Annotated in this window: 19 protein-coding genes; 9 read left to right on the top strand and 10 right to left on the bottom strand. The window is 64.4% G+C overall.

Features of this window, described 5'->3' with window-relative positions:
• Positions 1–332: 332 nt before the first annotated feature.
• Both EV646_RS26435 and EV646_RS26430 read left to right on the top strand, forming a co-directional pair.
• Positions 333–668 carry a trypco2 family protein gene (locus EV646_RS26435; RefSeq protein WP_132153083.1) on the top strand — a complete coding sequence of 112 codons (336 nt, stop codon included), beginning with the start codon at positions 333–335 and terminating at the stop codon, positions 666–668.
• Positions 669–672: 4 nt separating this feature from the next.
• Positions 673–4,536, top strand: a complete 3,864-nt coding sequence (locus tag EV646_RS26430; protein ID WP_132153081.1) for a trypsin-like peptidase domain-containing protein — start codon at positions 673–675, stop codon at positions 4,534–4,536.
• A 115-nt stretch (positions 4,537–4,651) separates the two neighbouring features.
• Here EV646_RS26430 and EV646_RS38970 read toward each other — a convergent pair whose 3' ends face one another.
• The 3 genes from EV646_RS38970 to EV646_RS26420 form a co-directional block, all read right to left on the bottom strand.
• Positions 4,652–4,798 (bottom strand): hypothetical protein, encoded by a 147-nt coding sequence (locus EV646_RS38970; RefSeq protein WP_158291022.1) that lies wholly within the window; start codon positions 4,796–4,798, stop codon positions 4,652–4,654.
• A gap of 39 nt (positions 4,799–4,837) precedes the next feature.
• Positions 4,838–5,041, bottom strand: a complete 204-nt coding sequence (locus EV646_RS26425) for a hypothetical protein (RefSeq protein ID WP_132153079.1) — start codon at positions 5,039–5,041, stop codon at positions 4,838–4,840.
• Between the two features lie 1,011 nt (positions 5,042–6,052).
• A complete protein-coding gene (locus EV646_RS26420; RefSeq protein ID WP_277875138.1) occupies positions 6,053–6,556 on the bottom strand; it encodes a GNAT family N-acetyltransferase in 504 nt (167 codons plus the stop codon).
• An 841-nt stretch (positions 6,557–7,397) separates the two neighbouring features.
• On the opposite strand from EV646_RS26420, the gene EV646_RS40245 reads away from it, so the two are divergent.
• From EV646_RS40245 to EV646_RS26410, 3 genes are all read left to right on the top strand, one after another.
• Positions 7,398–7,991 (top strand): phosphotransferase family protein, encoded by a 594-nt coding sequence (locus tag EV646_RS40245; RefSeq protein WP_241996334.1) that lies wholly within the window; start codon positions 7,398–7,400, stop codon positions 7,989–7,991.
• Positions 7,913–8,350, top strand: a complete 438-nt coding sequence (locus EV646_RS40240) for a phosphotransferase (protein WP_338419277.1) — start codon at positions 7,913–7,915, stop codon at positions 8,348–8,350. Before EV646_RS40245 ends, EV646_RS40240 begins: the two co-directional genes overlap by 79 nt.
• A gap of 1,704 nt (positions 8,351–10,054) precedes the next feature.
• Positions 10,055–11,131, top strand: coding sequence for a hypothetical protein (locus EV646_RS26410; RefSeq protein ID WP_132153075.1), 1,077 nt, complete (start codon positions 10,055–10,057; stop codon positions 11,129–11,131).
• Positions 11,132–11,455: 324 nt separating this feature from the next.
• Here EV646_RS26410 and EV646_RS26405 read toward each other — a convergent pair whose 3' ends face one another.
• Both EV646_RS26405 and EV646_RS26400 read right to left on the bottom strand, forming a co-directional pair.
• Positions 11,456–12,550, bottom strand: a complete 1,095-nt coding sequence (locus EV646_RS26405) for a CHAT domain-containing protein (RefSeq protein ID WP_132153073.1) — start codon at positions 12,548–12,550, stop codon at positions 11,456–11,458.
• Between the two features lie 111 nt (positions 12,551–12,661).
• Positions 12,662–13,102: an SIR2 family protein gene (locus tag EV646_RS26400; protein WP_158291021.1), complete on the bottom strand. Its 441-nt coding sequence runs from the start codon at positions 13,100–13,102 to the stop codon at positions 12,662–12,664.
• 109 nt (positions 13,103–13,211) lie between these two features.
• Between EV646_RS26400 and EV646_RS38965 the strand changes: the two genes are divergently transcribed.
• On the top strand, positions 13,212–13,577 hold the full coding sequence (locus EV646_RS38965; protein ID WP_158291020.1) for a hypothetical protein: 366 nt from the start codon (positions 13,212–13,214) through the stop codon (positions 13,575–13,577).
• Positions 13,578–14,029: 452 nt separating this feature from the next.
• On the opposite strand, the gene EV646_RS26395 is transcribed toward EV646_RS38965, so the two are convergent.
• Positions 14,030–14,371, bottom strand: coding sequence for a hypothetical protein (locus EV646_RS26395; RefSeq protein ID WP_132153070.1), 342 nt, complete (start codon positions 14,369–14,371; stop codon positions 14,030–14,032).
• A gap of 280 nt (positions 14,372–14,651) precedes the next feature.
• Between EV646_RS26395 and EV646_RS26390 the strand changes: the two genes are divergently transcribed.
• Positions 14,652–15,236 (top strand): hypothetical protein, encoded by a 585-nt coding sequence (locus EV646_RS26390; RefSeq protein WP_132153068.1) that lies wholly within the window; start codon positions 14,652–14,654, stop codon positions 15,234–15,236.
• A 217-nt stretch (positions 15,237–15,453) separates the two neighbouring features.
• Here EV646_RS26390 and EV646_RS26385 read toward each other — a convergent pair whose 3' ends face one another.
• The 3 genes from EV646_RS26385 to EV646_RS26375 all read right to left on the bottom strand — a co-directional run bounded on the left by EV646_RS26385 (position 15,454) and on the right by EV646_RS26375 (position 19,103).
• Positions 15,454–16,395, bottom strand: a complete 942-nt coding sequence (locus EV646_RS26385) for a PIN domain-containing protein (protein ID WP_132153066.1) — start codon at positions 16,393–16,395, stop codon at positions 15,454–15,456.
• A gap of 808 nt (positions 16,396–17,203) precedes the next feature.
• On the bottom strand, positions 17,204–17,962 hold the full coding sequence (locus EV646_RS26380) for a nuclease-related domain-containing protein (RefSeq protein ID WP_132153064.1): 759 nt from the start codon (positions 17,960–17,962) through the stop codon (positions 17,204–17,206).
• Positions 17,963–18,584: 622 nt separating this feature from the next.
• The gene (locus tag EV646_RS26375; RefSeq protein ID WP_132153062.1) at positions 18,585–19,103 is read right to left on the bottom strand and encodes a hypothetical protein; all 519 of its coding nucleotides are present in this window, start codon (positions 19,101–19,103) and stop codon (positions 18,585–18,587) included.
• A 2,632-nt stretch (positions 19,104–21,735) separates the two neighbouring features.
• Here EV646_RS26375 and EV646_RS26365 point away from each other — a divergent pair.
• Together EV646_RS26365 and EV646_RS26360 are read left to right on the top strand one after the other, a co-directional pair.
• Positions 21,736–22,071, top strand: a complete 336-nt coding sequence (locus EV646_RS26365) for a hypothetical protein (RefSeq protein ID WP_132153058.1) — start codon at positions 21,736–21,738, stop codon at positions 22,069–22,071.
• A 96-nt stretch (positions 22,072–22,167) separates the two neighbouring features.
• Entirely contained in the window at positions 22,168–24,939 is a 2,772-nt protein-coding gene (locus tag EV646_RS26360) for a helix-turn-helix transcriptional regulator (protein WP_158291019.1), read from the top strand.
• Positions 24,940–25,006: 67 nt separating this feature from the next.
• Here the strand turns inward: EV646_RS26360 and EV646_RS39525 are convergent, their stop codons facing one another.
• On the bottom strand, positions 25,007–25,597 hold the full coding sequence (locus EV646_RS39525) for an AHH domain-containing protein (protein ID WP_199237201.1): 591 nt from the start codon (positions 25,595–25,597) through the stop codon (positions 25,007–25,009).
• Positions 25,598–26,270 lie beyond the last annotated feature (673 nt).

Below are 26,270 nucleotides of genomic sequence, written 5' to 3'. Positions count from 1 at the left end.
TCACGTCCTTGACGACCGCGCACCCGCCGAGTTGTTCACGGCGCTGCTAGCCTCGGCGGAACACCTTGTGTTGCAACGTTGACTAGAACCCGCCTCGCCGCCTGGGGGTCAGTTTTCACCTGCCGTCGACACAGTTCGCGTCACGGACCGTGTCACGCGACCGTGCGTCGGTCACCACCTCAGCGCACACTCAACGATGCCTTCGGCTGCGATCGCCGGACCGTTGCCACGCGTTGCTGACTCTGATTTGGTGTCGCCTTGAGTAACGAGACGTCCCTTCCGACGATGTACGAAGAGTCGGCAGCGGGATCAAGTCGGGGAGGCACGCCCAGATGAGCGGACGGGACGAGAGATCGGCGGACGGACTTGGGCTGGCGGACGCTATCGCGCTACTGCGGGACGAGCTGTTGCGTGCGCGGGCCGCGGCTGGCGGGTCGGATATCCAGTTGCCCGTCGAGTCGATGACCGTGGAGTTGACGGTCACCGCGACAAAGTCCGTCGACGGCAAGGCTGGGTTCAAGGTGCCGTTCGTGAACCTGGAATTGGGCGGCGGCGGAAGCCGCGAGCACGGCTCAGATCAGAAGGTGACGGTCGTGTTCGGGAGCCCAGTCGATCGCGACGGCAAACCAGTGAAGGTGGCGCACGCAACTAACGAGCTGAAGGGGTAGGTTCGTGGCGCCAGCAAAGGTGGCGTCGGTCGCAGCCCGGGTTGTAGAGGTGATCGCCGACCTGGGTGCATCCGCGGCGAACCGGTACCGATACGGGTCTGGGTGCATCGTGCGAGGTCGCACGGTGCTGACCGCGGCGCACGTGGTGACCGAAGCCGTCGCGGTGCATGTGCGGGCCTCGGACAAGCGGATGTTCGCGGCGACAGTGGACCCGCGATTTGTCGGCGATGTGGACGGCCCTGGGCCCGATCTCGCGCTGGTCGAGATCGACGACATGTCGCTGGATCTGCCGCCGATCGGACTGGCGCGGGTCGATCGAGACAGCCCGACAGGCGAGCCAGTGGAGAGCTGTCACGCGGTCGGCTACCCATGGTTCGCCGAGACCCCATCACCACAGACAGCGCGGGACACAGTCGACGCTCTCGGCGAAGTCCCGGTGTTGTCGAAACTGGCTCGTGGTGCGCTGAGCATGCAGGTACGTGCTTCGCCACGGCCGTTGCCGCCTGAACAAATAAGCCTTGGGGAATCGGAGTGGTCGGGCATGTCCGGCGCCCCGGTGATTTCGGGCGGGTTGCTGCTCGCCGTGGTGACCGAGCACGCTCCCCGGGAAGGCACCTCGGCGATCACGGCGGTACCGCTGACCGCGCTTGAGCGGGATCCCCTCCACAAGAATTGGGGCGAGGGCGTCGACGATCCGTCCGCGTGGTGGTCGCAGCTGGGCATATCAGGCCTCAGCGAGCTGCGGCAACTCCCGTCCCGCACGGAGCGGCCAGAACCACCGTACCGGGAAACCCTGCGCGGGTTCGGCCGCACGCTGCACCAGCGGATGCCGCAGCTCCTTGGCCGAGAGCGGGAGATCGCCGATATCACGGCCTTCGCCACAGGCGCTGTGGGATATCGGTGGCTCGTCGGCGGGGCCTACGCGGGGAAGACCGCGCTGCTGTACGAGGCGGTCACGGTCGGGTTGCCCTCTGAGGTCGACGTTGTCAGCTATTTCTTGTCCCAACGGGCCTCGGACGCGGATAGCATCCGGTTCCTTGACGCGACGGTGCCCCAGTTGGCGTACCTGTGCGAGGTGGATCCACCGGTGCCGGATCGAGACCAGTTCGCCGCATTGTGGCGACAGGCGGCCGACCGGGCGAACGACCTTGGCCGGCATCTGCTGCTCGTGGTCGACGGCTTGGACGAGGATCGCCGGCCTGGCTCAGCGAGCGTGGCCAGCCTGCTCCCCACGCTGGTCAGCACACACGCGCATGTGCTGGTGGCCAGCCGTCCTTACCCGGATCTGCCGGTCGACGCGGACGGGCACCCGCTAAAGGAGACCAGTCCCACGAAGCTTCAGCCGTTCGAGGGCGCCAAGGAACTGGCACACCGGGCCCGCCAGGAGATCTATGACCTGACGCACGGCGACGATGTCGATCTGGCGGTGGACGTCTTGGGATTGTTGACCGCCGCCGCCGGCCCACTGTCGGTCACGGACCTCGCTACCCTCTCAAACGGCCTGGCGGCACCATCGGCCGCCCACATGCGACAGGTACGTCGCCTCGTCGCCGAGCGCGCGGCCCGCAGCCTGGAGCCGGTCGGATCGATCGAGCGACAGCGCTATCAGTTCGCCCACTATTCGTTACTCGAGCACGCCCAGATGACCGACGACCTGTGCGACCCCGAATATCGCGACCGGATCCACCGGTGGGCCGAGCACTGGCGAGCCACAGGCTGGCCAACTACCACTGGCGGCACTCCGGCATACCTGCTCGACAGCTACCCCGCGACACTGGCCGCCGAACCGAACAGGTTGATGGCCCTGGTCGGCGACGCCGGGTGGGTCAACGCTGCGATCCAATCAGCCGGCTCAGATGTCACAGCCGCTATTCGGCAGGCCGCAACCGCCAACCCAACCGACGCGGCCGTCGGCGCGATGCTCACTACGGTCACACGTCAGGTGGACTACCTGCGCCCCTCCCAGCCGCTCGCCCAGCGCGGCTACGTTTTGCGGCAGCTGTGGCTACAGGCGGCGGAGCTCGGCGAGGACAGCCTCGCTAATGACCTGCACGCACGACTGCAGGCCGATCCCGGTGGCCTACTTCCGCTGTGGACCACCCGCCGCTCAAGCAGCCATCTCGCGGCCGAGCTCGGCCGCCACAACACGGTGTCAGCGGTGGCCGTGCTGCCGGACGGGCGGGTCATCACCACCGGGAGCGACGGCCGGGTGCTGATATGGGACCCGGGCAGCCCCGGCGCCCGGCCCGTCGAGCCCGGCCGCCACGACGGCGTTGTCTTAGCGGTGGCTGTGCTGCCGGACGGGCGAATCGTCACCACCGGGAGCGACGACCGGGTGCTGTTGTGGAACGCGGCCGCCCCCGGCGCCCAGCCGGTAGAGCTCGGCCGCCACACCACGGTGTCAGCGGTGGACGTGCTGCCGGACGGGCGGGTCATCACCACCGGGAGCGACGACCGGGTGCTGATATGGGACCCGGGCAGCCCCGGCGCCCGGCCCGTCGAGCTCGGCCGCCACACCACGGTGTCAGCGGTGGCCGTGCTGCCGGACGGGCGAATCGTCACCACCGGGGGCGACGGCCGGGTGCTGTTGTGGGACGCGGCCGCCCCCGGCGCCGAGCCGGTCGAGCTCGGCCGCCACACCACGGTGTCAGCGGTGGCCGTGCTGCCGGACAGGCGAGTCGTCACCACCGGGGGCGACGGCCGGGTGCTGTTGTGGGACGCGGCCGTCCCCGGCGCCGAGCCGGTCGAGCTCGGCCGCCATGCCCGCAGGGTGTCAGCAGTCGCTGTGCTGCCGGACAGGCGGATCGTCACCGCCGGGTACGACTACCGGGTGCTGTTGTGGGACCCGGCCACCCCCGGCAGCCAGCCGGTAGAGCTCGGCCGCCACGACGGCGTTGTCTTAGCGGTGGCTGTGCTGCCGGACGGGCGAGTCGTCACCACCGGGAGCGACGGCCGGGTGCTGATATGGGAGCCGGGCAGCCCCGGCGCCCGGCCCGTCGAGCCCGGCCGCCACGACGGCGTTGTCTTAGCGGTGGCTGTGCTGCCGGACGGGCGAATCGTCACCACCGGGAGCGACGGCCGGGTGCTGATATGGGACCTGGCCACCCCTGGCGCCCAGCCGGTAGAGCTCGGCCGCCACACCACGGTGTCAGCGGTGGCCGTGCTGCCGGACGGGCGAGTCGTCACCGCCGGGTACGACTACCGGGTGCTGAGATGGGACCCGGCCACCCCCGGCAGCCAGCCGGTAGAGCTCGGCCGCCACACCACGGTGTCAGCGGTGGCCGTCCTGCCGAACGGGCGGGTCATCACCACCGGGGGCATCCGAGGCCGGGTGCTGTTGTGGGAGCCGGGCAGCCCGGGCACTCAGCCGGTAGAGCTCGGCCGCCACACCACGGTGTTCGCGGTGGCCGTGCTGCCGGACGGGCGAGTCGTCACCACCGGGTACGACGACCGGGTGCTGTTGTGGGACCCGGCCGCCCCCGGCGCCCAGCCGGTAGAGCTCGGCCGCCACACCACGGTGTCAGCGGTGGCCGTGCTGCCGGACGGGCGAGTCGTCACCGCCGGGGGCGACGGCCGGGTGCTGTTGTGGGACGCGGCCGCCCCCGGCGCCGAGCCGGTCGAGCTCGGCCGCCACGACCGCAAAGTGTCAGCAGTCGCTGCGCTGCTAGATGGGCGGATCGTCACCGCCGGGTACGACCAGACTGTGCGTGTGTGGGACTTGACGTCCCGAAGCGAGATCACTCGGGTCGGGACCGCTGCCCGGGCGTTGGCGACAGGAAAGCATCGCACTGGCGAGTCCACCCTGCTCATCGCCCACGCAGGCGCTGGGCTCTCGTTTTGGTTGGTCACGGATCAATCGCCGGCATGACACGTTCATACGCAACCCAAGCAGGCACGGTTCCCGGCGACACGACACCGCGAGAGTCCTTGGCCTGCTGCGCGAGCTCGTTGCGGGCGGCGATGAAGTCTTCGGGTAGTAGCCGTTAGAGCTTGAGCGCGATCGCGGCGACATCCACGTCAACCACGATGGGGTCGCGGGCCTGGCGGCGGCAACCCCGGTGGCCTGCGCGGTACTCGTGAACGGCCTGTTGCGGTTCGGTACGGCGTACCACGCCGGCGGCAAAGGTCAACGATGCTCCGCATCGGCCCCGGCGACGGTGTCGATCGCGTCACCTGGTGCGAGCCGCGCCAGGTGTCGCCGCGACCTCGCGGTCGACCGGAACCCTCGACGTGTGGATCCGGGACCAGGCGAGTGGTACGGCCGCGTCCGCGGCGAGTCCGGACACGTGCACTGGTGACGTCCGGCTCGCTCCAGCTGTGACGAACGGGAACCGCGAACCGTAACGAGATACCGGCGTACCGGGCGACGTCATGGAACTCCTCGATCGCTACCTGCGGTAGGCGCGTCGGTTTCCAAAACCATGCGGGGCAGGTTCGAATCCTGCCGGGGGCACAGCACAAACTTGCAGGTCAGGCGCCAGTCGACCCAAGAGTGTCCAGCATTCTTGGGTCGCGCGCGGGGCTACGCGTGGTGCGAACTAACGACGCCACGAGTCAACTGGAACGCATCGCGGGCCTGTTTGCGGCCGGTCGTCGCCGACGCGGCGAAAGCCGCGCGGCACGGCAGCGCGATCTCGTCTACACCGCCCGGCGTAGTACCTGGCAAGTGCGGTTGGCGAGAAGTCGAGCGTCGGGCCGACGAAATGGTGTCGCCGGGCAGCTCGATCCGGACCCGGCCAACCGAGGCTGCCAGGTAGCCGACGCCTGCCAACGCTCCGGCAGTTGCTCGGAGCACGGAGACGGGTTCATGCTGGGACGGCGGCCGAGTTCCGCCCCAATCGGACGGTTCATCCCGGTGATAACCATGAATTCGCGCTGGTCGGCCGACGGGCGTGTAAGGCGTCAATCCAGGATGTCGGCGAGCGGAGTCCGGTGATAATGGCGGTTATCACCGGGAGACCTCGCCAGCGTGGAAGGCCGTCAGCTCGAACGGTCGACTTTCTCATTACGAGGAAGAACGACAGCGTCTCATCCGCTCTCTACAAGCGCTTCTAGCAACACGGCCGCCCCCAGCGAGCGCGAGATTTCCCATGCGTAGCCGTCGTTTCGTGCCACGAGTCATGCCATGCATCTCGACCACCCCAGGACACAGCTCACGCCTGGTCATGCCCGACCAGGCGCCGCCGGCACCTTCTGATCCGTAGAGGCACGCACTCTGATCGCGACCCGCTCGTCTGCGCTCCTGCGGTCGTCGACCAGGTGCTCATCGTCGCTCGCGGGTGCAGGTCGTTGGGGTCAGGTATTGCCTTCGGACCATGGCGTACATCCCCGACTCGTTGCCGCCGCCGAAAGACTCAACAAGCCGGCTCCGATCGCGTTGCACATCACGCTGGCTCGTCCGGCTCGCGCATCGCCCATTCGAGCGGCAGCGCCGCAAACCACATCACGTCGATCCGCTCACCCTGCCACACGCTGTGTGCGCGCATCGTTCCCTCGTGCACGAACCCCGCTCGGCGGGCCACCGCCGCCGACGCTTCATTGTCCGCCTCGACCGTCAGGAAGGCGCGAGCTGCGCCGAGCTCGAACAACCACCGTGTGAGCAGAACCACCGCCCGAGTCGCGTACCCGCGCCCGCGCGCGCCCGGCCCGATCCAGTAGCCGAACTGCGCTACGTCTGCCTGCGACCAGTCATCGACGCCGCAGCAGCCGACCAGGCCACCAGAGGCTGCGTCCGTGATCGCGAATGCAACACCAGATGGTGGCTCCGCCGCGACGAACGCCCGCCAGCTCGACGCGAACTCGTCGATGATCGCTTCAGCATGCTCGATCGAGAGCGGCGGAGCCGGTCGTCCGAGTCGGTCGTGGGCCCGTTGTAACGTCGGATCGATTGATCGGCGAATGCTTCCGCCATGAACCCGGCGTCGGCTTTGGACCCAGGTCGGAGAGTGACCACGCCATCCGAGAGCGACACGACCGGAATATCGGCATCCGCTTCAGGCACGTCTATCGGCACCTTTCCGGTTTGACCCTGCACGCGTCGAACCCGGAGTTTACGCCAGGACCCCTCTGGGGCTCACCGCCGCCAACCTCGGGTCCGCATCGACGACGAGGACAGCGCAACCGGCTGGCAACAATGTCGAGCTGAATTGACGACCTTCTCATTACGAGGAGGAACGACACCGCCGCATCTGGTCTCCACCAGCAACTTTGCCATCGTTCGCTTCGCACCACGGCAACACATCCCGCAGCAGTTAACACCACTTCGCACCACGATCCGCACCACGCGCCGCGTTCAGGCTGACGGGTAGCAGATGAACTTGCCGGGCCCATGGGGTGGCAAGATCCGACTGGTGCGGACCCGCAGCACGGGCACCCTCAGTTGTCGTGCAAATCCGCCGTCGAGAATCGGGCGGCGCCGACTTGTTAGCCAGGTTCCGTACACAACACGTTTCGCAACACGGAGATCCTTGCTGCGTCGCGGGATGGCAGCGGTCCCGGACACGGCTGTCGAGAAACGATCGATTCTCAACACTTTGTGGTCTCGCAGAGGGCAACGGACCTCTCCCGCTCGATTGCGCGGCACCCCCGCCGCGCCACGCGAGTCCTGCTTGGGTGAAAATCGATCGCTCTCTTCGGTTGAGGTCGATACGTTGATGTTCTTGGTCGACCGTTCTGAGGAGCACCGCGATCACCCGATCAACATCGTTCGTCGAGCCGGCGACCGATCCGGTGCTGCTGAGGATCCTGGCGGCCGCTGATCTGCCAGCAACCGGGCGTTTTGTGCCTAAGGCCGGCTGGGTCAGCCGGGCGTGGGTGGGTGACGAGTATGTCGTACGACTGAACAACGACGGACGGTTCCGCGACGCGTATCGCCACGAGGCTGCAGTCGTCAACCTGCTCGCCGGTAGCGAGGTCCCACACGCCCGGCACGTCGCCCATGGCGACGGCCCCGACGGGCCGTGGTACGTCTCCGAACGCTTGCCCGGACGAACCCTGTACGAAGCGTGGCCGGCGGCGGATTCGTCCACCCGCCAGGCAATCATCGAGAGCCTGGGTGCTGCGTTGCGGGCTCTGCACCGGGTTCCTGCTCCGGCAGGTGTGCTGCCGCCCTGGCTTGCCAGCGCGCTCGCCGGCAAGCCATGGTCTGCGTTCCATCCACCCGTCGTGGGTGCGGCGCTCCAGCAGGTCGAGGCTGCCCAGCGCGTGCGCGGTCATGACTCGCGCCTGCTCGCCGATGTTGCCGATTGGGTCCAGGAGCGGCTGGCATTGTTCGCCACCGACCGACCTGCCTCGTCCATGGTGATCTACATGGGTCCAATCTGATCGTCGACCAAGGACGCGTCACTGGTCTGATCGACTTCGCGGAGGCGTTGGCTCAGCCAGCCGATGTCGAGCTCGACACCATTTTGCGCTGGTGCGCGAAGGCGCGAGAGTTCCCACCAACACCCGACGAACAAGGGCTCGACGAGACCACACTCACCGAGGTTCCCCGATGGCTGAACGGCGCGTATCCGGAGCTGTTCGAGCGCGAGCATCTGCGCGAACGGTTGAACTTCTACGACATGTACGGGGAGCTCACGCTCTACGCACACCACCCCCATCCGGACGAACGCGAAGCGGCGCAGGGCCGCATCGCTCGTCTGCTTTCCGGCCATAACCATCTCGACGGACTCGTTTGGTAGGTCGCCTTCGCGCCTACACAGACATCGTGAGCTGCGCCCGAATCTGGGCGCGCGAGTGGAATGTTGACAATGCCCGGTGGGCGATCCAACCGGCCACGTCGGGGAGGGCTCAGATCTCCCCAGCAAGCTAATGCCTTACATTAGATCCGTTGTCGGTCGATACATCGATCGAAGCCTCATGTTGCGGATTAAAAGGGGCAATGATGCCCTAGCAACCAGCCTCTCTAAGCGTCAGGAGTCCGCGTTCGAAGCGTTTCTCGCCCCGTGAGCTGACTCGCTTTAACGCGATTTCGCACCACGAATGATCCCACGGCGGCGGGTGTGAGCGGTCGAGGTCATGTGGACCGAGCGCGTCCATCACCCGGGGGACACCGACCAAATTCCGATCTGCAGACCCATCCGGCGCGAGCCGAGTCCTAGCGTGCGCCCGCCGGCCGCAGGAAAGGTCAGGTTCGATCGCAGGGGCTATGGGGTCGAGTTGGATCGGATCCGCCGTGGGCGGTAGCAGAGGAAGGCAACACCCGCTGAGACGAGGGCAAGCAGACGGAGGATGGTTCGGAGTCGCGGCTCAAGCCCGGCGAAGCCTGCCGCTCCCTGCAACAGGAGCCATAAGCCCAGATAGAAGAAGAACAACGCAGCATCCCGCGGCCGTTTCCAGTTCATCTCTTGCCCAGGTGCCGCCTGCCGGCCGGTGATGAGTTGCGAAGTCGCGTAAGCGATCGCGGCGAGTCCGCTTAGCGCTTCGAGCGCCTGCAGCCATCCGATCAACCCCACGGAGTCACGAGCACCCGTTGCGGCAGGGACAGAATCGTGACGCGGTCTTTGGCGTGCGATCCGCCACGAGACGGAGGAGAACGCGTTCGACGGAGGTGAGAACGTTCGTGAACCCGCGGTTGCCTTGGCTTGTCAAGCCAGGCGACGAAGGTTTGCAGGATGACGATGCGGTCGGTGAGGTTCTCGCTCAGCCCCGGTTCGGGCGGCGGTCGGCGGCTGCTTGCAGCCCTTCTCGGGTGAGTTCGGCGTTCCAGCCCGAGGCGGAATCCCGCTGGCCAGCGCTGCCGCGGCGCTCTGTCCGGCGGTCCAGCCGACCGAGGCTAAGCGGGTCCAGCTGTCGTTCAGCCGCTCGGCTGCGGCAGGCGCCAGCGTGGTCATGCCCATAGACGCTCACCAATTTCACCTGCTAGTCCCGGACGAACCTGAGGAAGAGCCCGGACGTCGGTTCCATCTTCCCCCTTCTCAGGTGAAACAAGCCTTCGAATCATCCCCGCAATGTATGCACGCGCCTCACAGTCGACTCAGAATGAGAGAATGACTTGAACTTCATTCGAACGAGGGAGCACTATGAGAATCGCGCGGCAGAACTACGACGGTCGATCCCGGAGTCCGCTTACAAGTGCTGTGCGTGGGTAACACGCCGACGAGCAGCTCTGTGACAAGTCTGCTGTAGACACCGGCTCCGTCTGCGTAACCGAGGCCACGTCGAAGCAGCCATCCCCTCGCTGGCCTGCACGACCTCGCGGATACGATCAGCCAGGCCGGGACAGGCAGTTGGTGGTCCATATGCCGTTCGTTGGGAATTTCAAGCCATCGATTCATGCTCCGTTGTTCCGCAATGGCCCATGGCCGGCAGGGAGCAGCTTCCCAGTTCGGATCCTCGGGATTCGGATCGACTTGGACGGCCGATCCTTTGGCCTCTGTGGTGGCATGAGCTTCCTCGCTCGGGACATTTACGAGGCCGGTTCGCCGCAACTCAAGAGCACATCGCCCGACCTTCTGCCCCGCCAGGTAGTGTCGCACATCTGGTACCGCATGCTCGACAGCCTTGGTCCTGGCCTTTCTATGCTCAACGGGTGGATCTTCCTGGATGGCATGTTCGATCACGACACCTGGCTCGGTGGCGGACTATTCCGTTTCAGCGTCGGCGAAGTGCCGAAGATTACTGCGGAGATCGACAATGGACATCTCTGCCCCATAGGAGTGGTATTAGTTCATTCGATATGGCCATGGTCCGCCACAGAGAATCACGTCGTCCTGGCTTATGGCTATGACCGGGTCGGCTCCACATTACGACTGTGGGTTTATGACTGCAATTATCCCAACGACGACAGTATTCACATCGAGATAGATGACAGTGCACCATCTCCTTCGAAACCGATCACAACCAATGGAACGTCAACGAGCGGCCTCATCCGTGGATTTTTCAAATTGGAGACCTACACCTGGCAAGATCCATCCAGCGCTTATGTGGATGTCGGCACCATCGTCGACTACCAAGTACCTGCGGATATGAAGCCGGGAGCCAACGCCATCGCCCGCATTCATGTGCGCAACGGGGGCTCATCAACATGGGACATGGCCGTGGGCTACAGGGTGGTCGAGAGGGGTGGCCTCAATTCTGCCTACCCCATGTGGGGAGGACAGGTGGTCGACCCGGGCACCCTCGTTCCCAACAGTTCCGCCATCTACAATGTGCCAATTACCGCGCCGCTTCTCAATGGAACATTCCGTGCTTCATGGGGAGTTTCACGGGCTGGCCTTGGCGTGTTCGTTTCGAGTCCACCTGTGGCGGTGTACGTCACCGCCGATTCCAGTACCATTTGCGCCAATCTGCACAAGAAGCATCGCGATTTGAGCAATCGATTAAAGTCGATCGAAAAAGATAGGCAGGACGCCGAGACGACTGGCGAGCGGATGGCATTAACAAACATGATTAATTCTCTAAAACTCCAGCTTAGTCAACTTGAAAGTGAGCAACGCAGTCGTGGATGCACGCCCGGGTGACATCCGGCGCCACATTCGATGAGATGGCTCGGCTTCCTAAACCGTGCGTCGCAGGTTCGAATCCTGCCGGGGGCACCACACAAATGCGCTGATCAGAGCCATATCGCCGACCTGCGGGCTCGGCCGCGGCCGTCCGCGTGGGGCTACACGTGGTGCGAACTCCTGGCGGCGCAAGTCGACCCGACTCGTGGGCGACGTCGCCGCACCACAGCCTGCACCACGAGGTGACTAGTCGGCGGACGCCTCAAGCTTTCCCATCCGGTTCGGCCGAGGAGCCGGGCATCGGTTTAGAACGACGTCCGGCTCCGGTCCGTGCACATGCCGCTAGGCCGGCGCGTCTTTGCCCGGCCCCTTCACCAACTTCACGGCCGTCGGGTCGACGTCGCCGGCCGCCACCAGACACGGCAGTTCGTATTCCCCGCCAGCGAGTTCCACTGCTGCCTTGCCGGCCATGTGGGCGGAGTTGACGGAGTGACCGTTGGCGATCGAGGCGTACAGGCCGGTGGCATAGGTGATCGCGTCGGTGTCGTCGATCTCGCCGGCCATCCCGATTGCCAGTGGGGCGAAGCGCGCGACCAGGCGGTCGGCAGCCGTTGTGGTCTCGCACGCGTTCAGCACCACCAGAACGGGCGGGGTGTCGGTCGCGGCGCAGGCCGAGGCGAAGCTGTCGATGGTGACGACGACACCGACGTGGTGCTCGTCGAGGTCGGCCTCGAAGCCGATGAGCTGGTCTTGGCCATGACCGCTGAAGTGGACGACGTGCGGACGGAACCTGGCGATGCCGTCGAGCAGGTCGTCGGTGGTTGCGGCGGTACGTACGTCGAGCTGGATCTGCTCGCGGTGCAGCGCCCGCTCGACGGCTCGACGGATCTTGGCTTGCTCGCGGCCGACACGCAGGTCGCCTTCGGGTGAGGCCCCGAGCATCAGGACCCGCAGCTTCTCAGGCTTCGGGGCAGCCAGCTTGCGCAGGGCGTCGTCGGCCTTCGCTTCCGTGGAGCTGAGCCGATCGTGGATCCGGTGCCGCTCGGCTTCAGCTTCGCGGGCCCGGCGCAGGTCGTCGGTCTTGCGCTGCTGTTCCTGGCGCTTGCGCTGCCGCTCGGCCTGGTCAGCCTCCGCCTGCTCGGCCTTCGCGATCTTGACCTGAAGGTCTGCGGCCTCGCTGCCGTAGCGCGCAGCCTTCTTCTCGAGTTCGGAGGCGTCCTTCCCGTACTTGTCCGCCGCGGTGAGGGCGCGGCTGGCGTCGTTCATCCGCGACTTGCGGGTGGCCGGGCTGTTGGTCTTCTGGGCAGCTGTTTGGGCCCTGTTCGTGTCCTGTCGTTTCGTAGCCTCCTTGGTGCGCAAGTCGGCAGCCTTCTTCTGGCTGTCCATCGCCTGCTTGACCTTCAGCTGGTGCTGACGTCGGTACATCGAACTGCTCATGTTCACTGTCCTGTCCGTGTCCTTTGGGGGACGGTGAGTGAAAATCTGCATGGTCTACCTGAAGCGGGCGGCCCCGCCCCCGATCTGGAGGACGGGGCCCGCCGAGTGCTGTCAGGTCAGCTGCCAGGCCACGTCGCCGAGGCCAGCGCCGTCCCAGCGCGCCCAGGTGGAGCAGTTGGGCGCTACGGCGATGCCATGCCGGTAGACCCGGAGGTTCGCGCGGGTCGGAGCGGCAACGCTGCGGTTGCCACCCCAGATGGCGGCGCTGATCTCCTCATACTTCGGCTCGTCGCCGTAGGCGACCACGAGAATCTGCGGAGGGTTGTTCTTCCGGTGGGTCCAGACCTGGGCCAGGATGTCGTTCACGCAGGCATCCCTGAAGGAGTAGCCGGCGATCAACCAGCGGTCCGCGGTGAGCAGGGCGTGGAAGAAGACCGTGTAGGCGAACCAGAACGGCTCGGTCGCGATGAGCTGGTTCTTGGCGCTCTGGTTGGTCAGCACCTCGACGGGCTCCCACCTCGGCAGCCCGCAGATCCGAACGAAATCTCTCATCATGGAGCAGGTCCACCAAAACGGCATCATTTGAGAGGAATACGCTGACGAACCCGTGCAGCAAGGCGTCGTAGTGCTCGCGCTCAAAATAGATATCTGCAATTGATGAATGAACAGCATAGAGCACCCCGACACCCGGCGAGACATCCAATCCGAGCAGCAAGGAGGTCAATCGGGAGCGGAAGTTCGAATCCAGATCGAGCAGGCCGTCCGCGCCGGATTGCTCCATTCCATCCTGAACCAGACTATTCAGAATCGATGCAACATCTCCAGCTTCCCCCAGCCGCTCGGATCGCTCTTGCCACGAATTCAACTCTTCCGCGAGCCCTGCCATCTTGTCGATTTGTGCTTGAGCTTCGGCGGCGGCGGACTGGGCCGTCGCCGGGGTGTTGGCTGCAAGGGCGGCGACATATTGCGCAACCGTCGAACGGCCGGCCGCAATGATCCGGCGAGAAATGTTCAGCGGCTTAGTTAAGGGCCGCACCACCGTAGCCTTGGAGACCACAGCAGATATCTCATTGAATTCGACTATCGCCGCTCGCGTTCTCTGCCATTCACGATACCCATCAGCACCATCATCGCGGAGCGCCGACAGGAACATCGGCAGCCAATCCGCCAGTTTGCCAAACACTGCACCAAAGTCGAGGAGCACGGAATTCTCAGCCGCATCAGGCAATGGCTCCGCAAGCAGCGGAGCCAGGTCAGCTGCCATTGCTTGGCGTCGCTGAACGCTCTGGTTGACCTCCCAGCTATCAGGCTGCCTGGCACAATCCGGACATACCACGCCGCGCACTCGGCGCGCCCCGCACCCCTGACAATCCACCAACTCGAACCCGAGGTGAATCTTGTACGCCATCACTAGTACAGACTAGGCGCAGGCAGCATTTGATCGAGACACGGTAATCGCTCCCTAATGGCCCATCGGGGTCAGCGGTCTGCGTACTGGAGGGCGTGCAGCTCGTGGAGGCGAAGGGCGATTGAGAACAGCTCCTGGGCGGCCGTCGAGACTTCCTCGTCGCTCATCGCGTCGATGCTGGCGCTGTAGATGCCCCGGCCGTCGCCCGGGTTGTCCACCGTCCGCATTCGCGCGTGGAACCGCTTGACCATCTCACCGAGCTCCGGGTCGATACTCGATCCGCTCCAGTCCTCTGCGCGGTTGATCTGGGACGTGTATGCGCTCTTGAGGCGCTCGCGCAAAGTCCCTTCACCAGTCGCCAGGCTGTCGAGACCTGTGAAGAACTTCTCCCACGCATAGTTGAGGTCAGTCACTGCTGTACTCGCTTCCGTCATTCCTCGTGAACCCCGGTGGCCACGAACACCAGTCTCCGCGACCGTGACAACACCTCTGCGTCGTCCCGGTAGCTAACCAACCCCGGTCGGCGCGCTGTCGCGAGCTGCGGCCGGCTGCACCCGCTGACAAGCTGACTCAATGTCACCGGATACCGAGTCCACTGCCGATGGCGCAGGCAAGCGCAAGAAGATCCCACCGGCCACAGAAGCAGCACTCTGGGCCTTGAGCAGCGGGCGTTGCTACGCGCCGGGGTGTGTCATGCCGGTTGTACTTGAGGTCCGACCCGGCGTCTACCGCAAGAACGCCCAAGTGGCGCATGTCTATGGCGTGAAAGGCGCCCGCTACCGCCCAGACATTCCCGCCTCAGTGCGTGACGCCTTCGCCAACCTTCTCCTGCTGTGCTATCCACACCACGGCGAGGTTGACGACGACGAGGAACGATATCCTCCGGAGCGTCTTCGAGAGTGGAAACAGAAGCACGACGGTCCAGAGGTGGCTGCGCTCAACGGCGTTACCTTGCCGGACCCTGATACATTCATGGATCTCCTCGCCGCTGTCGCAAAGCCGCCGCTCGACCGCCTCGAGTCGATCACCGAGCGACTAGAAGAGACCGGGCAGGCAACGGAAGAAACGGCCCGCGAACTGAGGTATCTCGTAGATCTGTTGTCCTCGTCAGATCCCGGCGTTGACGCCCGAAGCGCGCATGACCTCGCCATCGCCGCCGAACTCCTCAGCTCCGCGAATATCGACCGGAGCGCACGCTGGCTTCTCAGTGCTTCCGAGATGCTGCCAGCCGTAGTCGACCGCCTCGAAGAGGTCGTGCGACGACTACCTCCGATGTAGTCGATGCCCGGCCTCCCAATCCCGCTCCGCTCCGGTCGTCGTCGCCATGCCTGCTCCCTCAGCGCGATAGCTGCTGACTACGCTGTTGATGGCCGTGTTGCCTCGGTCGGAGTTTCGCCCGAGGCAGCCGGCGGACTTGCGGGATCAGTTCCGCCCGGCGCGCCTGGTATGGATGCTGTGGCAACGCCTGCAGGAAGTGACCATGCGAGTGGCTCCGCTACTTGGGCGACTCCGGCTCCGCTGCTTGCGTCGCCGCGCGCCGGCGCGCTCGCGCCGACTGGCCCTCGGGCGGCGGCGACTCAATTGCCCTGGCGGGCTTCCTCACCAGGAGCTTGGCGCGCCGGGCGTTGAGTCCCATCCCGGTATCCATGGTCAACAACCGGACTTCAGCGCCGGCCAGAGTCTGTACCGCCATCGCCCGATCAATGACCTCGGCGTCGGGATCCGAAAGCGGCCGGTGCGCCGGATCGTCGTAGAACACCCGCAACTCGATCCCACCCCGAGGCATCTCTCCGCGTGCCGCCACCGCATCCCAGTCGGCGTCCTTGAGCCGGATCGGCACCGTGCCGTACGGGTCGTCCAGCAGTTTGTCGATCACAGCAAGCGTCACCGAGGCCCGATAGCGCGTCTTCTGGTTCCCGGACTCCTTGAGCCGGTCCAATTCGCGAATCACCACCTCGGGAAGCACAAGCAGGACATCCTCGAACCCGACCCCGAGCTCCTCGGCCCACGGGATGCTCGCGATCACCGCGGTCGGGTCGTCGTCCTGAGTCCATGCGGGGTGGGACAAGAAGACGCTGCTGTCCACCACCGACAAGACCTTGCCCGCCGCGGCGGTCCACGTACCGATCTGTTCTTGGAGCGCCTCGAACGCGGCCACGAGCAGGGCCTGACGATCGGACATCTCGGCTTGGAGCAACCAGAGGCCTTGTGGCGTACCCATCATCACCGGGTCGACCAGGCGGTAGAAGGCCGGGGTCAGCAGAAGCTGTTCCAGGTCGGTCTGGGCGATCTGGCCGCGCAGTGTCCGGGCGGTGTCCAACGCCCATCGCACGTAGCCGTCCTGATCACCGTACTTGTTCGTGATCTCAACGGAGGCTTTACGGAGCAGTTCGAGGACGTGATCGCGGTTGACGCCAGGAGTCAGTGTGACGAGCATGGCGAAATCCTGGCAGGACACCCAAAGCTACGGCTACTGCCTTGTGACTGGCCTGGAACCGGGGCGGGGACTGCGCGCCGTTAGCACCACCCTCCAGTCCCGTCGGTACGGTGGCCAGCTCGGTCTGGTGGCTCCCGAGCATACCGCGTAGCGGTAAGCGCGCTCGAACCGCTCGGCCGTGCCATGGTTCGTGCCATGAACTCGCGTCTAGCAGAGTGGGTTATGTCAGTTCGAGGGGTCGGAATCCGACCTACCGCAGCCTCAAGTTGGGCAGTGTGGCAAGTGGCGTGGCTCTCATAATCCCTGGATCAACTGACGGCGGCGGAACGTGCGCAAGCGGCAAGGGCACGCCGGGCGCGGTCACGGATCCGCTGGCGTGGTCAGTCGATCGCTTCGTCTCATTACGAGTGCCTCGCCTGCTCGAATGCAGATGGATTCGGCGCTGTCCCTCAACGCGACGACGTCCCACCGCGCCACCACATCCCCGCTGTGGAGGCCAGGGACTGAGCCTCAGTCGGCGCGCTGCTCCATCTCCAACAAGTAGGCGCCGGCTTCCTTACGCGTCGCGTGGCTGTTGGTCAGCACGGACACCGGACCGCAGGATCCTCCAGACATTCCGATCCCTACGGACAACGCCAATCGCGGGTGCTCCGATTGAATTTCAGCGACGAGATAGGCGTCTAGGAAACTCGGACGGGCGCGATTCGTCATTGCATCTCTCCTTGTCGTGAGGCTCAGCCTAAACAGCAGCTTTTGCGGCCCGCGGGCTTTACAGTTAGTTGCCGCGTCCATCCTTGGTGTGCTCTGCCTACTTGGCGGATGGCGGAGGAGTGGGATCTACACGGGCCTTGAACTGTCGTAGCTTGGTGATTACCTCGTTGGCGTCTTCCTGGCTGATGACTGCGGCGGAGCGCTGCGCCAACCAATTGCGCAGGCCTGATCCTCTGAGGATCAGTACGCCGTCTACAACACATCCCGCCTCGGGTAGATCGCCTTGCCCGCGGCCCCAGACCACCACGAGCGGCTGCGCTTCGAGCGCCTGCAGACGCATGGACCGCAGAATGAGGTTCGCTCGCCGCGCGGCGGCGCGGGCGGTCGCAACGTCGCGGTCGAGAACGGCGTCGGTCAGATCCGTGGCGTGCCACTTGCTGTCGATGGCGTAGATGCCGGCTGGTGCAATGACGAGGTGATCCACATCCCCGCTCTGAATCTCGAGGTTGTCGATCGAGCTCCAGATGTACCGCTTTCGTCTAGCTCGCCGCAGGACCTCGCGGGTGTTGTCCTCCCCGTATGCGCCGGACAACTCTCGCGTCGAGCCGGTGTAGACGAGGAAGAGGAGTCCCACGGCGGCGACGAAGAACGTCGCCACAGCGCCGTGCGCGACGCCAAGCAGGTACCCGCGCAGGAACAACGTGACCGGGATAGTCGCGATCGCGCACACACCGGCGAACGCCAGGATCGGCCACCAGTTGATTCTTAGGAACCGAGTGAGCTGCAGGCGTAGTCTGCGGCGCGCGTAGGATCGGCGCTGGCGCAGCCGCCGACGGCTCAGCCTCGGGAAATCCATCACGGGCGCGCCTTAGCCGCTGCCGCGCTCGTGCCCATTACTGTCGTGCGCTTCCGTCTGGCCCACATGTGGACAGCCTTCCTCTCGTCCGAGCGCTGCTCATCGACGGCTCAGGCCACAGTGGGCACCGAGGCGCTATCTGGCCGGGCGCCATGACCCTCTCAGAGACAGCGTGCTTCGCAGCGGCCAGTCTCGACAGCGGGTGATCGGCCGACAATGTCATCCGTTCGGCCGACACCGGACCGCGGGCCCGGGGATCGCTGGCACCTTCGTCGCCTCGCGCGACTCCCGGCATAGGCTCTTCGCCCACATGAACTCCCGACGGACGAAGCAGAGTAGCTCGGAGGCTTGCACCTCGCCCAGATCAGTTCAGCGGGGGAACACCGTGGGAACGAAGGGGCGTCGATCCGGATCAACTGGAGTCAAGATCGGCCGAACTGGTGATGGCTGGTTACGTCTGGAGTGGCGTATGTCGGTGGTGCGCGTCGGTTTCCTGAACCTTGCGTCACGCGCCGAGTGCGCGTGACGGCACCGGCCCACAACCGGAACGACAAAACTCAAGTCTCTACGCTTTCAGGGGATTGCCGAGCAGCGGTCGAGTACCCCGTTGGCTGCGCCAGAATCACTCGAAGTCTTTGCTCTCAGCAGATGTGAGCGGCGTGCCGGCGGTTGTGAGAGTCATGCTGACGAAGTACACGCCCGGTGACTTGGGCAGCGGAACCCAGAAGTCCACGCTCCCCGTATCCCTCTCTGATGTGGCCTGAAGGCGATAACCAATGATGCTGCTTAGCCAGTCATCGGGTAGAGGTACATTGCCTGACCGCTGCAGAACGGACCATGACAGTAGTAGTGGTTGGCCCCGCATACCGAGGATTTCTATGTTCACGACGACCCTCACGCCGAGTGGCTCAACCTTGTGGTCAACGTGCCTTCTAACGGTCCGTGTCTGCTTCAAAATTGCGGCGACCCGCTTCGCGGCCAGCGCGGGTGTCACGGTCTCGCCCTGAGCATCGATCGCAGCGCTTATAACGTTTTGGCTGAAGACTCTCCGTGAACAGTCGGTCTCGTAGCAAACGTTGCTTTTGGGTACCAACCTCTGCTTCTGGATTTCGTGCGTGACCGCATGGCTGTCGAACTTCAATCTTGTACTGTGCGACGAGTTCGGCCGTGGCGAGTCGCTCGATGGCGGCACGCTAGTTGGCGTTAGCGAATTGCTTGGGCTTGTTGACTCTGGTTCTGTTGTCTCGATTGACGTCGATGACTCGCTTGGCGATGGTGAGTCCACGCGCGGCTTGGCCTGAGTTGGTACAGTCGGTTGAGGCGGTACCGATGCGGTGGTGCCGACGAGTGCGATCGTGAGCCGCGCTGATTGCTGGCTGGGAATACCCGCAGCCCCAGGTTCACCTTCCGCGGGCTTCAATGACTGGGACCGTACCTGGTACTCGCTAATAGGCATGCGGTTCAAGCTAACCGGGGTCAGCCTTGCACCGTCTTCGAGGTTGGCCGAAGGCCAAAGCGACAGAATCGCTCCGGTAGCTGTAGCCAGGGCACCCAGGCTCAATACGACCTTAGTAAACCTGTTCCACCACCATCGCGGCGACCGGATATCGGGCGGCGGGGGTGCAGGTGGTGGGGGCTGCGCGAGTCTCGGATCCCTGAGACGTCGTGAAGGTCGTTTTGTCATGGCCCCGCCCTGCTTCCTGCCCCCTTTGTTGGGATCGGCGCGGCAGCGCGTCTGAGCACTGGACCTGCGCTTGGCTGATCCCTGCTTCGACCATGCGTCGGCACGCGACATACCACAAGGGCGCCAGCGAGAGTTTGAAGTTGTCTCGATTCACGGGCAGATCGTGACCGAGGTACGGTTCACCGGCACTCTAGGCGCCGACCGCGCCCAGTCCATCTCTACAGCGTGCATCACGCCAGCACAGGCTCGCCAGCGTGGCGGCTTCCCGGGTCTGGTTGCGGTTGGTGCGATCGATCGGGCCCCGCAAAGCTCGAGTAGTTGGCGGCAGCAGCTCGAGCAGTTCGCCTTGGCTGGCAGTCACGCCGCAACGAGCCGGCCGTCACCCGAGGGCCATCAACCCCCGGACTCGATCATGATCCCTGTCCGGGAACGTGGAGCGTCGGGCCCCGTCTGCGGCTTTGAGGGCAGCGGAGCGATTCAGCGGCTCGCTGGCGGCCTTCGGGCACGTAGGCCACTGAGTCGTCGCTCTGGACTACACACGCTCCACTGGCTCCTTGCGCTACACGCTAACGCTTGAGCCCGCTATATGCGACCGCCGCAGCCCTGGTCGATTGGCGACGCGCTATCGGCATCTCCGAAGCACGTCGACGTTGTGTCGCGTGGTGGGCACAGCCACTCTGTCCCACTGCTTGCCGGCGCCACAGCTCCACCCGACGCCCGCCGAGCACCGTGATCGAGGGCGCGGAAACCGCAAAGCTCAGCCGAGCGCGAAAGCAGCGAGGTCGGCCACGCTCCGCAGTTCAGCGTGGGAACACCGTGGGAACAAAGAGCTGTTGATCGGAGTCAAATGGAGTCATCGGCCGAACAGGAGTCGGCTAGACACGAGTGGAGGGGCGTATGTCGGTGGGGTGCGTCGGTTTCCTAAACCGTGCGTCGCACCGGCACGTCGCCGATGCCGGCACCCGGGGACACTCGTTTCCCGGCCGCGGTGGACGGACAACTACCGTGGTCACCGGAACCCGTCAGCGAACGACTACGCGAGCGCAAGTGCCTGCTCGTTGCCCGCTCCAGCGAGGGCCGCGAGAAGATGGCGGAAAGCCGCGACACAATAGTGCGAAGGTCAGATGACGGCTTGCCGAGATCTCCGCAGCCGACGCCGACACAAGACTCCAACGGCTGGCCCAGCAGCAGACCACGACCATCACTCCGTCGTGAGTCTTGCGCTCCGGAGATGAATAACCTGCTGCTGACTCGCCAGCTCGCAGCCAACCGTAGTACCGGCGGGATCGATGCCTCCGCACAGCACATCGCCAGCGTGTGACCCGTTGGCACTGAACGCTCCGTCCCATCATTCGACCGGTCGCATCTGTGGGCCTGGGCGCGGGAAACTGCAGCGACTTCGCACCGCCAAAGTCGCCACCTATTCCAAGGAGATCCACCTAGTCAGTTGGACGGCGAAGCGTTGGAACGAAGCTTAGTCCCGGCTAGGCATCTGGCTTCCTCCAAGAAGACCCTGAATGCCTCGAACGACTCCCAGCGCTGTCGTCCGGCTCGCGGGTCGGGGGCCCTTGCACGAAGGCACCAGCGAGTACAGCTCACCCGATTTGAGTCGTGCCACTTGGCTTAGCTCAGTTACCTGGATGCTCCAGCGCGGAGAGCCGTTGCCGGGCTGCTGGGGAGAGGCCGTGATCAGCGCCTGCCACGCCCTGTGGCAGGTGGAACGGCCCTTCCGGATGGCCAAGACCGATCTGCGTGCCCGGCCCGTCTTCCACCATCAACGCGACTCCATCGAGGCGCACCTGATAATCGTGTTCTCGACGGCGACTCCCACAGACTCCGCGGCCACCACGCCTGCAACCACACACTCCGCCGAGCCACCACCACCCAGGTGGGGAATTCATTGAGCACTCCTGGGGAAGTCCGGCGAGCGCCATCAGTCGACCTCCAACATGTGAATGAAGCCGCTCAGCCGATTCAAGGCAGTGTTCCCTCAGGCCAGGGTGCACCCCGGAAGCGGAACGGCGTCACACAACCGAGGATGGTCGACAGGACCTGAACCACAGGAGCCTCAACCGGGAGGGACAGCGCTATGAGCGGACCATTCACCTCACCGCAGGGCGATGCATCGACTGTAGGCATCCCTGACAGTGAGCCAAATCTGGGCACGCAGTTCGGCCAAGCGATGCTTGCTGCCGCCACCATGGCCAACCGGGCGCGGAAGGGAGAGTCGCCTGATCCTTCCGACGAGGAGCGGCTGCGCTCAGCAGTCGAGCCCATCGTCGCCGCGGGTTTCGCCGCGGCCATCAAGTTGGCTAAAAGACACAAGCCGACCCCGGAGCAGCGTCGTGCAGCGCGAGACTCTGCGCTGCGGATGGCTCAATCTGCCAAGGAACGGGCATCGGCCCTATTGCGGACGACAGAGTGAAAGATTACCCGGGCGTCGATTGGCGCTACGCCGCCCACGAATCCTGGAGGAGTCCTCAGCCACGCCCTTAGCTCTGTGAGGACTATGCTGCGAAGCATGCTCTTTGGTCGAGAAGATGCATGTGCCAGTTTGGACCACGTCATCGGGGCCGTCAGGCAAGGGCATGGCCGATGCCTATGCGTGATCGGCCCTGCGGGCATCGGCAAGTCTGCCCTCCTCGATTATGTCGACGGTCAAACGAAAGACCTGACGGTCATTCGTGCGACCGGATCGCCGAGCGAGACTGATATCTCTTATGCCGGCCTCAGCCAATTGCTGAGCCCCATCACACGCTTCGCCCAATCATTGCCCGACTTGCAATCACGGGCGCTCGCGGCAGCGGTCGCAGCTGGGCCTTCGGAAGGCACGGACGGCGTGTTCCCCACATACCTGGGCACGATGAACCTGATGGCCGCGGCGGCGTCCGACAACCCGCTGGTCGTGCTCATCGATGACGCCCATTGGTTCGACCACGCATCACTCTCCGCAGTTGTGTTTGCGGGTCGGCGGCTAGGCCATGACCCCGTGGCGATAGTGCTGACGTACCGGGATGATCCCGATCTGCCGCAGCCCCAGCCAGAGCTCCCTGTGATGGCTTTGGGGGGTCTCGATCCCGCAGCCGCAGCGGCTCTACTACGGCAGCAGGGCTATGAGGTCGGCGATGACGTCGCGAGGTCCCTCGTTCGCGCAACTGGTGGCAATCCGCTCGCACTCCGCGACCTACCCACGTACGTGCTCCCGTCGGAGTTTGCCGCCTACTTGCTCAACCGGGAACCGATCCCAGTTGGCCGTGTACTCGAGAGCGCGTACGGCAAGGCTGTCTCGCAGCTGCCTCCGGCCGCGAGGCAAGCAACCCTGATAGCCGCCGTCCTTGATCACCAGGACATCCGCCTCGTGAGCCGAGCGCTTGCCTCCGCCACAATCGATCTTTCAGCCCTGCTACAAGCGGAGACCGCGGGACTCATCAAGGTCGATAATGACAAGGTGCAGTTCCGGCATCCCCTGGTCCGTTCGGCGATCGTCCAAATCGCCGCCCCGGCTGACCGGCGCGTTGCCCACCTTGCGGCGGCCGAGGCGCTAGTAGAAGCCGTCAGGCCGGTTGACTACGAGGCTCGCGTCTGGCACCTCGCGCGGGCATGCGTCGGGACGCATGAACCGACGGCCGCACGGCTAGAGGAGTTGGCTTCATCCGCCGCTGCTCGCGGCGGTTACGTTGCGGCCGCCCTGACGTTCGAACGGGCCGCCGCATTGAGCGCCTCTCGGCAAGACCGCCTACGACGCCTGCTTGCGGCGGCAGACTCGGCGTTTACCGGCGGGATGTCCATCCGCTGCGCGGAACTTCTCGACCAAGCCCGTGAACATGCCATTGATGAACCCGCAGAGATGACCGCAATCGACCACTTGGCCGGCCGCCTCGACACATGGTCTGGGAAGCCTTCCGGCGCGGCCAGTCGACTGGCCGCGCTGGCGGTAAAGGTGCGGCCCGAAAATTCGGTGCTCGGAATGTCGATTTCGGTGGACGCGACAGTCGCCGCAGTGTTCGCTGGAGACATGGTTGCTGCATCCCGAAATGCGCAGATGGTTGGCAGCATTGTGTTGGACATCGGACCGGAATATCAACCCATCAGCGACCTGATGATCGGCGCAGTCAAGGCGATGCGCGGCGATGGAAAACGAGCTTTGCCGCTGCTCGACAGATGTCGACCAGCCATCGATGTGCCAACCCTGTCGCTGGGCGGACTTGAGCAGTTGATCTACCTGGCGGTTAGTTACACGTTTATTGACGCCTTCGACGCCTGCTTACCACTGTTCAAGCGTGCTACCGAGGAAGCCCGCCTACGTGGCGCGATAGGATTGCTGCCGTTCGCCCTGACCCACGGCGCGGTAGCAGACTTCAGGTCCGGGAATTGGGACCAAGCGCTCGCCGGGGCTTCAGAGGGCCTATCTTTAGCCGAGGACACGCACAGAGAGACCGAGCGCCCCAATGCCTTGGCAGTATTGGCCATGATCGAGGCGGCGCGCGGTGATCACGCCGCCCGGGAACACGCCGAAACTGCAGTTGCCCTCGCCCGTGAGATGGGCGCACAATTCGTCGAGGCCCAGAGCTATAGCATGTTGGGCTTACTGGAACTCGGCGTGGGCCATCCCGCCGAGGCCATTGCTCCACTAAGGCATTGCGGTGAGATGGCCGCGCGCCTCGGCCTTCTCGAACTAGGCCACCTGCAGTGGGCGGCCGAACTCATTGAAGCCCAGGTGCGAACTAACCAAGTAACAGGCACGGCCCCAACGCTGAGTCTGATGCGTCGCCTGTGCCACGATGGCGCAATCGCACTCAACAATGCGCTCCTTGAGAGATGTCTCGGCCTCGTAGACGAGGACGGCCAGTGGGAGTACCACTACATAGCGGCCCTGGACCATCATGACGGCGGCATCACCCGACCTTTCGAAAAGGCCAGGACTCAGCTGTGCTTTGGCGAGAGCCTTCGTCGACATCGGCGCCGGAAGGACGCGCGGATACACCTGACCGCCGCTTGGGAGGTATTTTCTCACCTCGGCGCAGCACCTTGGGCTCGGCGGACCGCCCAAGAACTCGAGGCGACCGGCAGTGTGACGCTGGGCCGCGTCACACTGAAGTCGCATTTGCTCACGCCACAGGAGTTCCAAGTTGCGATGGCGGTGGAATCCGGCGCAACGAACCGACAGATCGCCAACTCGTTATTCCTCAGCCAGAAGACCGTGGAGTTCCATCTGAGCGCAATTTACCGAAGACTTGGACTTAAGTCGCGGGGCGAACTAGTCGAGTTGATGCGAAGCGACATGCCTACTTAGAGATCGCCTTCGAGGTGAGCACGTGAGGGGACCGAAGGCGCCTCATGAATAGGTGCTCGTCGAGCACCTATTCGTACCAAGCCTTCTTGCGCAGCATCTCTGGATTCTCCACGACCGTATCCTTGACCAGTTCGTGGTACATCCGAAGAAATCGACGGCGATCCCCTTTGGCTTCTTGGTCGATGAATTGCATCGTCCCAAGGACGAACGCGTGATACTCGTCGGGATGGCGACCGCGATGGTGAATTGGCACCTTATTCCAGTCACCATCTAACTCAAGGTCATATTTTCGCGTGATTTCCTTGAACATCGTGGTTCGCTCGGTTCGCGACTTGTCAGATGCCAAATGATGGTCCTGGATCGGGAGTCTCTCCAGAAACGCGTGCCAATCGCCGCTCGGCTCGGTAAGTCCCGGCATCCGGCCTTCCCCGGCTCGCTCTGCGGCGACAGCGGCCGCGTGGCACGAGGCACATAGTCCTCCAATGGTTGCGGGACCGTCGTTGTTGGCGCACCGATTGGCGAACTCCTTGTTGAACCGGGTCGCCTCGCTCGCCCGGCGCATCTCTTGGCGAGCAATCTCATCGCGCTCGAGTTGGCGCTGCTGTTCACGGCGCTGCTCATCCCGCATAGACTCGAGCCGCTGTTCATCGTAGTTCATTACTTCATCCCTTCTTGAAGAAACTTGTCTCGGGAGCAGAAAGCTGATGCTCGCCTAGAACCCACCTAGCCAGGGGTGCTCGAACCGCTCGGCCTCGTAAGGGTCGATATTGGCAGAGTACGGCCAACGCCCCCTTGGCCCTCCCACCGGAATGGGATCCAGCCTGGATTCAGATGGGACGATGTACACGGGGTATTGGCCGTATAGGGCGAGTCGCGTGTTCTCGTCAGGAATCAGGTGACGTCGACCATCAGCGACATTGGCTTTCTCGCCGGGTCCGTTCGGTTTCTCCCACAGCCAGATTCGACCGGTGTCATTGCATCTAAAGATCGTCCAAGCCATTGCAGTCTCCTTATCACTGGCGTCCACTTGTCTCCCATGATCAGTTGGTTGGGCGCTTGTGCGCTTCGGGGTGGGGCCCTAGCGTCTGGGCAGAGCCACCGCCCTCGCCTCACTGCCGGCGTCTCTGCCCAGATACCCCTGACCCCGGATCCACCGGCGTCGGCCGTGTGGGCCGGTGACTGGTGCGTCGGTAGGCCGTCGTTTGCCGGGTACGTGGGACCGCCGGCCAGTCCGCCTGTTCACCTTGGCCGGCAGCACGGCGTAGCGTGAGCGCAGGTCCGCATCGAACGAGCCAGACTATGGCGCCCGGGGACTGGTTCGGAGACTGAAC

Source organism: Kribbella antiqua, from assembly GCF_004345665.1.
Classification (GTDB): Bacteria; Actinomycetota; Actinomycetes; order Propionibacteriales; family Kribbellaceae; genus Kribbella; species Kribbella antiqua.
The sequence above is the reverse complement of the archived record's forward strand: the minus strand, read 5'-3'. Positions and strand labels throughout refer to the sequence as shown.